This window comes from Arthrobacter sp. NPDC055138, assembly GCF_053607305.1.
The window spans coordinates 235,279-248,611 of record NZ_JBSGTH010000003.1; the positions used below are offsets into that span (position 1 = coordinate 235,279).

At 61.9% G+C, this 13,333-nt stretch carries 12 protein-coding genes; 6 read left to right on the plus strand and 6 right to left on the minus strand.

Annotated features, from left to right (window positions below; genetic code table 11):
- The first annotated feature begins 63 nt into the window (after window positions 1-63).
- From ACWF5H_RS09310 to ACWF5H_RS09320, 3 genes are all read left to right on the plus strand, one after another.
- A complete protein-coding gene (locus ACWF5H_RS09310; protein ID WP_452036370.1) occupies window positions 64-636 on the plus strand; it encodes a helix-turn-helix domain-containing protein in 573 nt (190 codons plus the stop codon).
- Window positions 636-1,256, plus strand: a complete 621-nt coding sequence (locus ACWF5H_RS09315) for a phosphoribosylanthranilate isomerase (protein ID WP_452036371.1) — start codon at window positions 636-638, stop codon at window positions 1,254-1,256. The genes ACWF5H_RS09310 and ACWF5H_RS09315 overlap by 1 nt, the downstream gene beginning before the upstream one ends.
- 422 nt (window positions 1,257-1,678) lie before the next feature.
- Entirely contained in the window at window positions 1,679-3,448 is a 1,770-nt protein-coding gene (locus ACWF5H_RS09320) for a DUF2306 domain-containing protein (RefSeq protein ID WP_452036373.1), read from the plus strand.
- 16 nt (window positions 3,449-3,464) lie between these two features.
- Here the strand turns inward: ACWF5H_RS09320 and ACWF5H_RS09325 are convergent, their stop codons facing one another.
- On the minus strand, window positions 3,465-3,875 hold the full coding sequence (locus tag ACWF5H_RS09325) for a hypothetical protein (RefSeq protein WP_452036375.1): 411 nt from the start codon (window positions 3,873-3,875) through the stop codon (window positions 3,465-3,467).
- A gap of 278 nt (window positions 3,876-4,153) precedes the next feature.
- Between ACWF5H_RS09325 and ACWF5H_RS09330 the strand changes: the two genes are divergently transcribed.
- Both ACWF5H_RS09330 and ACWF5H_RS09335 read left to right on the plus strand, forming a co-directional pair.
- Window positions 4,154-4,285, plus strand: a complete 132-nt coding sequence (locus tag ACWF5H_RS09330) for a hypothetical protein (RefSeq protein ID WP_452036377.1) — start codon at window positions 4,154-4,156, stop codon at window positions 4,283-4,285.
- Between the two features lie 1,172 nt (window positions 4,286-5,457).
- Entirely contained in the window at window positions 5,458-6,150 is a 693-nt protein-coding gene (locus tag ACWF5H_RS09335; RefSeq protein ID WP_452036379.1) for a TY-Chap2 family putative peptide chaperone, read from the plus strand.
- A gap of 16 nt (window positions 6,151-6,166) precedes the next feature.
- Here the strand turns inward: ACWF5H_RS09335 and ACWF5H_RS09340 are convergent, their stop codons facing one another.
- The 3 genes from ACWF5H_RS09340 to ACWF5H_RS09350 form a co-directional block, all read right to left on the minus strand.
- Window positions 6,167-6,709, minus strand: a complete 543-nt coding sequence (locus tag ACWF5H_RS09340; RefSeq protein WP_452036381.1) for a TY-Chap domain-containing protein — start codon at window positions 6,707-6,709, stop codon at window positions 6,167-6,169.
- 134 nt (window positions 6,710-6,843) lie between these two features.
- Window positions 6,844-8,328 (minus strand): ADP-ribosylglycohydrolase family protein, encoded by a 1,485-nt coding sequence (locus ACWF5H_RS09345; RefSeq protein WP_452036382.1) that lies wholly within the window; start codon window positions 8,326-8,328, stop codon window positions 6,844-6,846.
- 73 nt (window positions 8,329-8,401) lie between these two features.
- On the minus strand, window positions 8,402-9,295 hold the full coding sequence (locus ACWF5H_RS09350; protein WP_452036384.1) for an ARPP-1 family domain-containing protein: 894 nt from the start codon (window positions 9,293-9,295) through the stop codon (window positions 8,402-8,404).
- A gap of 123 nt (window positions 9,296-9,418) precedes the next feature.
- Between ACWF5H_RS09350 and ACWF5H_RS09355 the strand changes: the two genes are divergently transcribed.
- Window positions 9,419-10,090, plus strand: a complete 672-nt coding sequence (locus ACWF5H_RS09355; RefSeq protein WP_452036386.1) for an NUDIX hydrolase — start codon at window positions 9,419-9,421, stop codon at window positions 10,088-10,090.
- Between the two features lie 30 nt (window positions 10,091-10,120).
- On the opposite strand, the gene ACWF5H_RS09360 is transcribed toward ACWF5H_RS09355, so the two are convergent.
- A complete protein-coding gene (locus tag ACWF5H_RS09360; RefSeq protein ID WP_452036387.1) occupies window positions 10,121-11,440 on the minus strand; it encodes a hypothetical protein in 1,320 nt (439 codons plus the stop codon).
- Between the two features lie 195 nt (window positions 11,441-11,635).
- Window positions 11,636-13,084, minus strand: a complete 1,449-nt coding sequence (locus tag ACWF5H_RS09365; protein ID WP_452036388.1) for an SIR2 family protein — start codon at window positions 13,082-13,084, stop codon at window positions 11,636-11,638.
- Window positions 13,085-13,333 lie beyond the last annotated feature (249 nt).

Here is a 13,333-nt window from a genome sequence, read left to right on the forward strand (position 1 = left end):
GTGCGGGAGCCAATGTTAGTATTGCAAGTATCTTTGCAGAAACAGCAAGTCGAGGGGGGGGTCATGAAGGACTCGGTGCTGGAACAGATCGGTCCGCGGCTGCGTGCCGCAAGGATGAAGCAGGACCGCACGCTGGAGGACTTGGCCACCCGCACCGGGATGTCCGTGTCCACGCTCTCGCGGCTGGAGAGCGGGAAGCGACAGGCCAGCCTGGAGATCCTGCTGCCGCTCACCCGCGAGTTGCGGATCACCATTGATGATCTGATTCCGGCCGAGGTGCCGGATCCGCGGATCAAGCCCACGCGGTCCATGCACCACGGCGTGCAGATTGTCCGCCTGTCCCCGCCCGGTTCGCCGACCCGCACGTTCAAAATGACCTACCCCGCGCGCAAGACCATGCCGGCGCAGCGAACGCACGACGGCTACGACTGGCTCTACGTACTCTCCGGCCGGCTGCGGCTGAAGCTGGGGGAGAAGGACCTGGTACTGGAACCGGGTGAGGCCGCCGAGTTCGACACCCGCGTGCCGCACAGCATGGGATCCGCCGACGGCAAACGCGTCGAAATCCTCAGCATTTTCGGTCCCGACGGCGAGCAGATGCATACGTACACGCACGACATAGAGGGGCAGGAATAATGGCTGAAACCTACGTCAAGATCTGCGGACTGCGGACCCCCGTAACGGTAGCGGCCGCGGTCGACGCCGGCGCGGACGCCATCGGATTTGTCTTCGCGCCGGGCGGCCCGCGCACCGTCAGCGCCGAATTGGCCCGCTCGCTCGGCAGCGCCGTGCCGGCGAAGATTGAAACGGTCGGCGTGTTCCGCAATCAGCCCATCGGTGAGGTCATCGAGACCGCCCGTGCTGCCGCGGTGAGCACCGTCCAGTTGCACGGTGACGAACCGCTCAGCGACCTCCGCCTGCTGGAGGACGCCGGGTTCCGCACCCTCCGCGCCTTCTCCGCCGATGCCTACAGTGCACTCCCGGAAGATGAAAAAGCCGGTTGGGGGACCGGGCGGATCCTGCTCGACGCCGTTAAGCCCGGCGCCGGGGTCACCTTCGATCCGAGCGCCATCCAGGCGCAACCGCCGCGCGGATTCTGGCTGCTGGCCGGAGGGCTGACCCCGACCAACGTCGGCGCGCTGATTGCAGCGCTCCGACCTCACGGCGTCGACGTCTCCAGCGGGGTGGAATCCAGCCGCGGCGTCAAGGACATCGGCCTGATCCGCGACTTCGTGCACGCTGCCAAAATGCGCTGAGCCAGCGGCCCGTCGCCCATCCGCGACTGGCTGAGGTTCATCCCTTCATCTGCAGCATCCCGGCGGTACGTCTGCAGGGACGCTTGCGAGTCGTCGAGCAACTGCTGGCTGAAGCCCGGCATCCGGCTCCCCAGTGCGTGCATCAGGTGGTGCGTGAGATCGACCGAGAACCCGCCGGCCCGGAACTCTGATCGCTGAGTCCATGTCGTCCAGGACGATGGGCGTCTTCTTGATCCGCGGCTCCATCCGCAAGCACGACGGCGGCGCTCAGCACCCCCCTGTTCAGCGGTGCGCGACGTACCGCTTCCGTCCGCCGGGCCATCTTCATCACGACGAAACTTTCCCTTGACAAGTGTACGTCGTACACCTAATTTTGAAAGCACAAAGGTGTACGCCGTATACCAATGACTCAAGGATCAGTCATGATCTCAGAAATCGCTGGCGCCACGACGGCAGCCAAAAGCTCCCGCACCGGTTGGCTGGTGCCCGCCGGCCTGATTTTCATCAGCATCATCCCGGTGATCTTCGGGTCGCTGCGGCTGGCCGAGCTCGCCAGCGGCGCCGCGGTTACTCCGGCCAACGAGCGCTTCTTCGACTCGCCGGTCCCGGTGCTGATCCACATCCCCGCCGTCATCGTCTACAGCCTGCTCGGGGCCTTCCAGTTTGTGCCGTCGCTGCGTCGCGGCAAGCGCGGCCGCCGCAACTGGCACCGCCTCGCCGGGGTCATTCTTATCCCGGCCGGACTGCTCTCGGCTCTTTCGGGCCTCTGGATGGCGGTCTTCTACGATCTCCCGCCCGACGACGGCGTCATCCTGCTGGTCCTTCGGCTGGTCTTCGGCACGGCAATGGCGGCGAGCATCGTCCTGGGCGTCCTCGCGATCCGGCGCCGGGACTTTGCGAGCCACGGCGCCTGGATGGCCCGCGGTTACGCCATCGGCATCGCCGCCGGAACCCAGGCGCTGGTGAGCATCCCGTGGTTCGTGCTGGTCGGCCCGACCAACGAACTGAGCCGGGCGGCCCTCCTCGGCGCGGCCTGGCTGCTCAACCTCGCGGTCGCCGAGTACTTCATCCGCCGGCGCGCCCGCCGGTCGACGCCCCCGCGGCGCACGCCCGGAAAGTCCACTGCACTCCCGGCTGTTGCTTCCCCGATGAGGGCGGCGGTGTACCGGAAGTTCGGTGCTCCGGAGGTCGTCAGCGTGGAAGAGGTGCCGCAGCCCTCGCCCGGTCCACGCGATGTGCTGGTCAAAGTCCATGCGAGCACGGTGAGCGCGGCTGATTACCGTTCCAGAAGCCGCAACGTTCCCAAAGGCCTCGGGTTGTTGGCCGCGAAAGGCCTCGGTCTCTTTCGGCCGCGCAACCAGATCCTTGGCATGGACTTCGCAGGCGTCGTGGCCACCGTAGGTTCGGAGGTCACCAAATTCCACCCCGGCGACAACGTCGTCGGAATGCTCGGCGCGAAGTTTGGCGGCCATGCGGAGTACGTGTCCCTGCCCGAGGACGGTGTCATCACCGCAAAACCCCGCAACCTGGGATTTCAAGACGCCGTGACGCTCGTTTTCGGTGGACTCACCGCGCGCAGCTTCCTGAACCGAGCCGACGTCAAACCGGGGGATACCGTGCTCATCAACGGCGCTTCCGGCGCTGTAGGAACGGCTGCGGTGCAGCTCGCCAAACAACTCGGGGCCCACGTCACCGGCGTCAGCAGCGCAGCCAACGCTGAACTCGTCGCCTCGCTCGGCACCGACCGGGTCATCGACTACGCCCAGACCGACTTCGCCGCTGAAGGCAAGACCTACGACGTCATCATGGACTGTGTCGGCAACGCACCCTTCGAGCGTGTCGAGGCATCGCTCAATTCCGGCGGTTCACTGCTTCTGGTGATCGCCGACCTCAATGCAATACTGCAGGCACCGAGCCGCACGCGGAAAGCAGGCAAGCGAGTCGTCGTCACCAGCAAGTACACCGCCGATGACCTCAAACACCTCGTCTACCTCGCAGAATCCGGCCAGTACCGCGCAGTCATCGACAGGACCTACGCTCTGGACGACATCGTCGAAGCCCACCGCTTCGCCGACACCGGCCGTAAAGCCGGCAACCTCGTCCTGCGCATCGCACCCAACGAGACCGACAAGCCAGCCATCAACGGTCGGGCACAGCGCTTCGCTGACAATCTTGGCATCGATGCTTTGTGAGCGAATCAGTGGGCAGTTACGGCGATCTCAGCACTGCCTTGACCATATCCTCGTACGCCGACAAGCCAAGGTCGCCGTGCATGACGGTGATGGTGACGGCATGACTGCTGGAGGAGGGCTGACTGCCTGTGATTCCCGGTTTCGGTTGCTCCGGCACGAACTTATAGGTCTGGTTGCCTTCCTGGATCTCCGTGCCTGCGAGGCTATGCAGCCGGTGTGACTCTTTCCGCGTGATTCGCAAGTGCGACTGCAAGTCCTGAGCGAGGGCATTATTTACCGCCTCTTCGATCCGGCGAATCGACTTACGTCGCGCTGCAAGGCGGAGAGGCACCCATGAAAACAGCACAAGGATGAACACAAACAACGAGACGTCGACGCCACTTCCGGTTACCAGCGCGACAAATAACCATAGGAGTGCAATCAGCACAGCGAATCCGAGCAGACAGCCTCCGCACCCTCCCTCAGCTACTGGGACCTTTACGGTTGCAGTCGCGATTGAATCTGGCGCGCTGCTGCTGGCCTTCTTCACCGCCACTCCTTCAATTCGGCGAGAGCCTCGGCCTCGCGCGCCAGCCTTAGGGCCTCCCGGAACTCAGGGAGTTCTGTATTGCGGATCGTCGGAGGAGGGTCGCCCAGTGCTGCGAGTGACGCCAGGTGGGCATGGCCATCCGCGAGCTTCTGAGCAACGTCGAGACGGTTTCGTGCATGAACCAGCTCGTTTCGCACACCTTGGAGCTTGTCTCGGCGGTCTTCTTCCCGTTGGTGCCGTTCCCGCCAATAGTCCCGAGTCCGTTCAGCAATCCGGAACATCTTCTCTCCGGTTTCGATAAGTCCTAGGACACGGGGATCAGTGGCATCTGCAGCCCGTAACTGCTTCAGGCACCTCTCATAACCGGCCGCGATAGTGGCGTAGTGTCGCTCTATTTTGGTTACGTTCTCAACCGCAGGACTTATTTTGGCTGTAATTCGCTCGATTGCCCCTACCGCCGAATCAAGTCGCTGCCGAGTATCGAAGTAGTTGTTCACCTCTCGTGGCTTGCCAGCCATGGCCCCCCCAACTCAATGACTACCCCGGCCGATGGACACCTGCTGCCGCAAGCTTGCGAATGCCCTCTGTTCCCATTTCCGGTGTGTAGTGCCAGCCGGTTCTGCGCCTTCCCCTCAGCACAGGACCCCTACCGAAAATGATCACACCCGCCTGTGACGATTTCTACTCAAATTGAGTCTTCGCACGCTTGCTTTACCCCTGAGCGGGCATTCAGTCTTCTGGGTAAGGCGCCCAAACACACCATGTGTATCCGCAGTTTTCATCCGTGCACTGCCAATCTGCGTTGCCCGGCTCGATGACGCAGCCAGCCCTAATTACCTTGGGCTCCGGACCGTCGTAGGAAGGTATCCACATGCCGTAGGCAACCGGCCAGGCTTCGTGGCTGCAACGCGGGCACGTCGTTGTACCGTCGTCGGCCACTACCGGTGGCTCCACTTCGACTGCCGCCCACACCGCGCCTGCGGCACGCAGCTCGTCAAGCGTGACGCGGAGCAATTCTGCCGCGGTATTCATCGGTACGCCGGCCTCACGCATGGCCAAGACGCGGGACCATAGCGGTCCATTTCTGAGATCTCTCATGCAGCGAAACCTAGCTGCCAGGACCGACGATTTACATCCCAAGTTGTCCGGTTCACCGTCGGCAGGATGGATGAGCACGGCGCGGCTCGTATCTGGGCCCCCAGGGTTGAATCCGCCGGCCTCAGCTAGGAAGCCCATGTTACAGACCCACACCGGCAGGCTTCTGGCCCGTGACGGTGGTTGCGGCGACGCCCTCCAGTGTGACTCTTCGACCTGCATGGCCTCTGTGGGCGCTCACGGCAGTGCAGCAGATGAGCGCGACACGATAGGTAGCGCCTGTCCTGCCACTGTAGAACCCGGCAATTTTGATTTCATATAGATGGACGACTCGAAGCATGCCCGAGGCGACTCTTTGGGCCAAGAAGAACAGGAAAAGAGTCCTATGGAATTTCAGAAACGGTTCCTCGTTGCTCAGTCGTGGTGGATAGCGAGTGAACTTGTGCGGCGTCACGCACATCTTCGAATTCTGCATTGGCACCCGGGTGGCGGGCAGGCAGACGCCCTCGGGGTACTGGACCTTGCCCGCGAGGAAGTAGCACTTTCTCTCAACCGAGCAGAGGGCGGTCGATTAAATGTCATGAAGAATGCAGCTTTTCGCGGGATTGACTGGGAAGAAGTTTTCTCTAGCTCACCAATGTCCATCGTCGAGCGTATTGAGCGTGGGGCGGGATTGAAGTCTCCCGAAAAGTCGCTCCCTACGGAGCCTCACTCGTTGACTTACCGAATTCTTGCCAGTGTTCTGCTCCAAATGGTCAACGCCAAGACAGATTGGAATGCCTGGTCTGCCTATGTCGATACATCTGGCCATGGTAGTGGACCAGCTGAAACCGTTTTCTCAGGCTATCCAACGGCCGAAAAACAGAGGATAGCGGTAGGTAGGACTGCTGTCCTCGGGGATGCGGCGTATGGCTTCTGGGTGCTGAGCCGACAGGGGGAATCAGTCGCGGTCTTGGATCAGTGGGGCTTGATGCACACGCGAAGCGACGGGCCAATTGACCTGATGGCAACCTACGCGTCGGCTGGTCGCAGCCTCTCTGCCACTATCGGCCGGACGTTAGGGCCCATCTTGAAGTAGTCGTGAACATTGTCGCTCAGCCGAGCTCAGGCGGCGCGCTAGCGGGGCGCCAATTCAGATTACGTACATCGACGCACCCGCGCCCATAGCGGAGGCCAGCCAGGACAGCTTCTGCCGTTGCCTGACAACCCGTCCTTAGGCTGTGCCAGTTCGGGCAAGCCGAGTCAGGGGCGTCCCAACCCGCTTCCTTCAGCAGGTCACCGTGGAGCGGCCAAGTGTCGCCGGGCAGAAAGTCGTTGGAGACGATTTCGCACCAGTAGCCTTCCTCGTCCAATGCCACCTGGGCGTATGGTGCTATGGCGTCGTCGGTGGACTGTCCGTATTCGATCATCACGAAGTCACCGTCCTTGAGCCAACGGATCTCCTCGGCAATCAGGCCGACAACCTGTCCCCACCCGGTGGGGGTCACCGGCTCGGCGAAGAGTTCTGCGTCCTGCTGGTCGATTCGGGCAGCACGGGCCGAAGCTGGGGGCACGGCCTCAGGGCGCAGCTGATCCTGGCGTAGCGGCCACATGACGTCGACCCCGGCCATATGCGCTTCACCGATGGCATATTCCACGCCGTCCAGCCAAGCGCGTCCCCTTCCGGTCTTGCTGGCGCGGGCGAAGCAACCGCTGCAGAGATAGTTACGGAGGACTAGATGCTCGGGCCTCTCGCCTCCACAGTGCGGGCACATTGGGTCAGTGTTCGCCTTCATGCTGTCTCTCCGGAAAGCCGGCGAAGAACAGCAACGAATCCGGTGTTGGGGTTCGCCCGGGGGAGCGCTTCCTTCACCTTCTCCAGCGACTGCAGTGGAGTCATCCCGGTAACTAAGGCCCCGTACAGCGCGGCGACCGTGGGAGTGCGGCTTTCCATCCGCACACAGTGCAACAGCACCCGCTTGCCTTCAGAACGGAAGAGCGCGACGGCGGCCGCAGCCTCCTTAAGCACGAACTCCAGGTGGGCGTTCGCGGACGGATCGGCTTCATCCAGCAGCTGGAAGGTGGCGTGGTCGGATGCTGGTGACTGTGCTTCGCCGGTTCCAACCCGGGACAGGGAGACAACGGCGTCGTAGTCATCCCGGGCCAGGGCGGGAGCGCCACCAAGGAGGACGCCGGGGTCCAGGGGGTGTTCCACCACCTCGGTCCGAGCGGAGCTGATCCAGCCGGCGTTGTCGAACACGTCCACGTCCGGCCAGCGGCCGGGCGTCCTGCCCTCGCCGCGGGACAGCTGGTAGCCGAACCGCAGCAGGTCCCGCACGTTGTATCCCGGCCAGCCATGCAGGTGTCGGCGCCACTCGAACGGCACGGCCGTGTAGCCGTAGGCCGCGCCGAGTAGCCCGCCGGCGATCGCCGCCACGGTGTCCGTGTCGTTGCCGCCGCGGACGGCCTCTTCCAAGGCGGCACGAAGGTGAGCCGGGCCGGAGGCGGTGCCTGCCGTCGTCGTAATGGCAGACCACGCGCCTTGGAATGCCTCGACCACCCAACCATTGCGGCTGAAGTCGCGCGGCCGGCTGCGCTCGGCCGTTTCGATGCGTTCGAGCCAGGTTGTCCGGCGGTCGGCGGGCAGCAAGGACAACCCGGCGCGGACGTCCAGCTCGCCGGTGAGCACCGCTTGGCGGATGGCGACGCACCAGAGAGCGCAGGCCTCGCCGGCCTCCGGGTCGAAGTGTGTGAGCGAGCTCAACTCGGTAGCGTCGTCGAACAGGTCCTGCGGTGTCGCGTTCAGGTAGGCCAGGGCCAGGGGAGCGGTGCGCATCAGCGAGCCGTTGCCGGCGGAGCGGCCGGTGTTCAGGTGCACCTGCTCGGCGGAGGCCAGCGCGTCCACCGCGTTCGGTGCAGTGCGGCCGGCAGCTGCGGCCAAGCGCCCGGCACCACTCAAGGCCGACGACGTCATGGCGCCGACGTCCCGGGCGTCTCGCGCCCATTCTGCCCAGCCGCGGACGACCGCGTCCTTGGCTGTTGCGTCGAGCGTATGCGCCCGGGCATCGAGCAGGGCCTCGGCGATCACCAGCGCCATGGACGTGTCATCCGTCCACTCTGCCGGCTCGAAGCCGAAGGGGCCGCCACCGATCATGGCCACCGGGGTGCCATCCGGCATCGGGGCATCGAATTCGTAGCCGGCACCGAGGGCGTCGCCGGCGGCCTGGGCGATGAGCACGCCGGCAGCGCGGTCGTTTTGAGCAGAAGAAAGGTTCATGGGTGCCTCCAGTGGGAAGTTATCGGATGGGAAATAGGCGGTGCAGCTGTACGGGTTAGGCAGATGATGCGGGTCAGCCGGTCATCATCGGGTGCCTGGTGTCCCAGCCGCTCAAGTGCGCAAGGGCAGGTTGCTGGCCGAACTTTGGCTCTAAGGCGGTGATGCCGCTGACCGACACCGGTCCCAGGCTGTGGGCGAAGCCGTGGGGCAGAGGCGGCAACTGCACCTCCATCAGTCGAACAGCCAGGTCCCTTGCGGACTGCGCCGGCGTCCTGACGTCCGGTAGGGAGCCCGCGGTGAGCTGAATGTCCAGCCAAGCCGCCTCCACCATGGACCGGTAGTGGCTGCCGAAGAGTTTGTGGCTGCCGAACAACTCCAGCATCAGCGCCTTGCCGCCGAATCCGACGACTACGCCGCGCTGGCCGTAGATCGGCCGGGGCAGCCGGCCCAGGTCCGGGCCTGGACTCCGCGCGCCCGCGTCCAAGTGATGGACCAAGGAACCGGAATCGGACACCGTGTTCAAGCCCTGGTACCTGGCAACTCGTTCCCAGACCCGGCCCTGGGTTTCCGCGCCGCGGTCAGGCCGGTGCAGCTCGGCCCGGACGTTTAGTGGCGCGCGGCGGGCGGAGCGGTTGTGAGCCGAAGCGCCGCCCCAACGGCCGTGTTCCACGCAGAAGGTATCCACGTCGCGCGTCTCGCCTGCCGCCAGGATAACGTCCCGGGCGCAGACCCGGTGTTGGTGTCCGCCCTCGAGCAGCTCGCCTTCGAGCAGCAGAACCGGCTTAGTGTCGCGGTTGGTGACGGTGAGCTTTCCAACCTCAGGGCCGGAACCGAGCTCGTTGACCTCCAAGTTCGCGGCCGCCCCGGTGGCCAAGCCGACGGTATCACGACCCTCGGCCCAGACCGGGAACAGTGTGAGCGGGCCGAGCCGGCTGCCGCTTCCGATGTGTAGCTGTCCAATCTTCATGCGATCCCCCCTTCGCTTTCGTCCGGCCACGCAGCTTCGGCTGTCGGCCAATATCTGTATTGCGCATTTCTGCGCTAAATCAAGGATAAGCCCAGTTGGCCATTTAGCGCAAGAGTGCGTTTAATGTTTTCTGTGACCCCGCCCAAGAACGCCACGCCCCTGACCCACTACCCACGCCCTTCTGTAGCAGTAGATACCGCAGTGCTGACAGTTTGGCGGGACGCACTATGCGTCCTGGCCGTTGAGCACACCAAGGCGCCTGGCTTCGATTGGGCACTGCCTGGAACGTTCCTGCACGAGGGGGAGCGGTTGGCGGAGGCAGTGCTGCGCTCCCTGCGGGACAAGGCAGGCATCAGCGGCCGCACCCCGAAGCAGCTATACGTGTTCGACGACCCCCAACGTGACCCGCGCGGCCGAGTGCTGTCAGTGGCCCATGCGGACGTTGTGCCGTTCGAGCAACTCGAACCTGCGCTGGAAAACGATCGCGTGGAGCTATTCCCTGCGGACGACGGCGGTCCCGTACTCCCGTACGACCATCCAGCCATGGTTGCGAAGGCCGTGGAGTATGCACGCGCCGACTACGAGAGAGCCCCCGACCCCGGTGACCTGCTGACCAAGCCCTTTACCTTGCGGGATCTACGCATCATTCACGAGGCTGTTGCGGGCCATGAACTCATGCGCGACACGTTCCGACGGTTTATGGAGCCACAACTTGTGCCCACCGGCGCGATGACTGGCGGTGGCCGCGGCCGGCCCTCGAGGTTGTTTAGAAAGCAGGCTGGAGGTTTAGTCTAAGAAGCCTCTCCGCGACTGTATCGGAGGGCTTCATGAGCGTGTTTTGAGCCAGTCCAGAAAGTCGTTCCAGCTAGGGTGGCGGTTGCCTACAAGGTAATCGTGTTGCCCTTTATCCCAGAAACTCAATGCCAGTGGTTCCAAAGCTTCCGGCACGCAGTAGAGGTATTCGCCGCCCCAAGGCCGCATGTCTCCCTCGTCTGCTGGCATATGATTCTCAACGTCGAGGACCGGAATTTGGGTACGATGCCAGTTGTAGCCCTGCCTAATCCATCCATCTCCATCATTTAGTGACCCTCGGACGAGCTGAATCAGCGGGAAGTTGCGGGACTCATAGGGGTCAGTATTAGTCACAAATTGCAGGCGATCATTGAGTAGGACTGGAAGCTCATGCGCAAATATTTCTGGGCGGTTACATATATCCCACCAATTGACTGCATTCCTCAAGTTGCGAATGCTGACTTTATGGGTCTTGAAATTTTTTTTAGCAATGCGCGCGGGGTCTACCTGTGTCCAGGTCCCGTACAAACGCAACCAGCTCTTATGCGCCTGATTCACAACTAACCCAAACACGCGGTCATGACCGTCAATCAAGAATTCTGAAGCGGTCTGGAGTGAAACGAGAGGCGAAATATCTTTCCAGAGAAGCGGGCCTTGCTTATACAATTCCAGCAGTTTCTGTTCGAAAGTCGGAATGACCGGAAGATAAGCCCCTAAAGCAAGCGCGTGAGCTTCGGCTACATCAATGTCCATGTCAGGCCCGTCCTGTTCTCTGGCGAGGAAAGCCGTCTCGAGAATATGCGTTGCCATTACTTGAAGTGCTTCTAGCTGCACTCTGTCGCGCACTGAGAGATTCTTAAAAAACGTCCAGGATTCATCGGCCGATTTTTGCCACAGAACATCATTGACTAGGAGCTCGATCGAAAAATGCGCACGGCCCGGCAATCGTCGTACAAGCATTTCCGGATCGCTTCCGACGAAAGCCGTGGCGCAGATTTCAGTCGACTCGCCTCGTTCGTAGGCGTCGTACCAAATGATCGACTCAGGCACCAGCTCGGCCGGTACAGTTTCATCTTTGGAATCGCCATACCAGTAGCAAGGCGGCATGTCACCTTCCTCGCCAGCGAAGAACCATGCGTCTTCAACGAGGTGACCGGCGGTTTCCAACCATGCTCCGTAGCGTCTATATAGGTAGGTGGTCCTATCCTCGGATCTCAGGTCACAGAGCATGAAGACCTGAGTGCCGCCGTGAGGTCCCCTGTGCTCCGCCAGTCTTATGACGCAGTCGTCGGGGTCAGCCGGAAGAGGGGCTTCAAGGTCTCTGTTGTCGAAGAATGACTTGTTATTCGTCATTATTGAAATCCTTTTATCGGTGCAAGCACGAATTGTCGGAACGCCGGCGCCTTGGAGGGTCCAGAGCGGCACCTAAAGAATGCGGCATGAGAGTCCTATGCGCCAAGCTCTTGCAACATTTTGAGCAGGCGAGCCCCACCGCTGCTATTCGCCTCATCCTCGGTTAGCTCTTCAGTTAGCGCGCGGAGCTTCTTCCTAAGTGAAAAGTTCTTCGGGGGATAGTGCCGCCTGGTAGCCATCCGCCAATAGATACGAATGGCTGTCGGTTGCGTTCGCCAAGAGTGCGTCCAAGAAGACTTCCAGTGTCCTGGCCGCCTCGCCGACAGTGCCGCAGTCGCTCATCGGCACAAGGGTGAGCTGATCCGCCCATGCTCGTTCATCCAGGGCGTCCTTGAACAGGGTCAGGGCGGTCGCGAGTTCGTTGTTGGTCTCGCGTCCCATAGGAAGCGCCCGCCGGACATCGTGCAGGATCTCGTGGAAGTGGTCGTCCCCAAGGCCAAATCCGACAAACAGCAAGTGGTGAGTTATCAACGTCGCCTTAACCAGAGCAGACAATGCCACCCGCGAAGTATTGAAGCCGAGATAGTCATCGCGAGTCAGAACTATCGTCTCAGGGCTCTCCACTGAACCATGCAACTTGAGTAGCCAGCTATCGCCCATTTCGATGTTGCCGGGAATGACCGTTCTCTGGATTCCGGCATCTCTCGATGCAAGCTCGAACAAGGCATCGTAATTCAGAGTGATGGCTTGCTTGCTCGGGAGGCTGGCGAGTAGGGCAGGTGCAAGCCCGTATCGCTCCAAGCGGACTTCGTCGGCGATAGCTTCGTTGAAGCTTGGCCAGCCTTCTTTCCGCCGCTCCTCATACAAAGTGCGAAGAATCCCTGCCTGGTCCAGAACTCCGCGGCTGTCCAGCGACTGTAACTCGGAAGGGGAAAGACTGATCCTTAGTGCCAGACGCTGAATGAGTTCTTTCCAATCAGGAGCGCCAGCGCTGATACTGACGCCAGCCCCCATGAAGGGAACAAGATTGCCGTTTTGAGCCTCTTTGGACAGTTCTTCTGCACGTGCCAGTAGCTCCGGGGCTAGAGAGCTCCACCAAGGCCCCCCGCCTCGCTTGCGGAGCTCCTGGGCGAGGGCGAAATCCTTTTCATCCTGGAGCATCAAGACAACGTCGGAGCTTTCCGCGCCGGCAGAACGGGCTTCCTCGAGGATCAGTCGGATTACGTCCCCTCGTACATGGGCAGCGCCGCCCTCCCCCGTGCCGAAGAGGGGGACTGCCAGCAGTGGGATCGGCCGGTTGGTACCCATTCCGATTTTTCGTCGCTGCCGCGCACTTTTCGAAGCGATCTCGATGAACTGCCGAAGGGGTGGGACGAGTTCTTGAGTCGAGGATATCCCGCTGTAGGGGACGGCCGTCAGCACCGGGAGCGGCAGATCACTTGGCCACTCGTTCAGAGGCAGGGCAAAGCGGTGCCCTGCCTTGAATTCCGCATCGAAAGTCGCAGAGAGGGCTTTCTTGAGCTGTGGTACCGCTTCCAGCCAGAGATCTCGTACGTGGTACGTGCGATCCGTGGGCAGCAACCATGCATCACAAGCCAAGTTGGTTATGCTGCCCATCGTTACGAAGACGTGCGAATCACTCATGCAAGGGTTCATACCACGCCGAGAGCAGTCCAGCCCTAAACGCGTGACTCAACTGTTGCGTGCCGCCTCCAAAACACGGGTCGGCGCCAAGCTGTTAAGCCTCGGCGGGAAATTTGGTACGGAAAGCGCCTATTCTGGATGAGCTGCATGAGTGATTGCAGGGGGCACCAATCGCATAGGAGCGGGTTCTTTGACCGAGACGTTGACCTCAGGCCTAAACGTTGCACCAGGATCCGTTGTACGGATCCG

Bases quoted from the DNA above. Each gene is read 5' to 3' on its own strand.
- ACWF5H_RS09310 (WP_452036370.1), top strand. From the start codon at position 64: ATGAAGGACTCGGTGCTGGAACAGATCGGTCCGCGGCTGCGTGCCGCA.
- ACWF5H_RS09315 (WP_452036371.1), top strand. From the start codon at position 636: ATGGCTGAAACCTACGTCAAGATCTGCGGACTGCGGACCCCCGTAACG.
- ACWF5H_RS09320 (WP_452036373.1), top strand. From the start codon at position 1,679: ATGATCTCAGAAATCGCTGGCGCCACGACGGCAGCCAAAAGCTCCCGC.
- ACWF5H_RS09330 (WP_452036377.1), top strand. From the start codon at position 4,154: ATGAACCAGCTCGTTTCGCACACCTTGGAGCTTGTCTCGGCGGTCTTC.
- ACWF5H_RS09335 (WP_452036379.1), top strand. From the start codon at position 5,458: ATGGAATTTCAGAAACGGTTCCTCGTTGCTCAGTCGTGGTGGATAGCG.
- ACWF5H_RS09345 (WP_452036382.1), bottom strand. From the start codon at position 8,328: ATGAACCTTTCTTCTGCTCAAAACGACCGCGCTGCCGGCGTGCTCATC.
- ACWF5H_RS09350 (WP_452036384.1), bottom strand. From the start codon at position 9,295: ATGAAGATTGGACAGCTACACATCGGAAGCGGCAGCCGGCTCGGCCCG.
- ACWF5H_RS09355 (WP_452036386.1), top strand. From the start codon at position 9,419: ATGTTTTCTGTGACCCCGCCCAAGAACGCCACGCCCCTGACCCACTAC.
- ACWF5H_RS09360 (WP_452036387.1), bottom strand. From the start codon at position 11,440: ATGACGAATAACAAGTCATTCTTCGACAACAGAGACCTTGAAGCCCCT.
- ACWF5H_RS09365 (WP_452036388.1), bottom strand. From the start codon at position 13,084: ATGAGTGATTCGCACGTCTTCGTAACGATGGGCAGCATAACCAACTTG.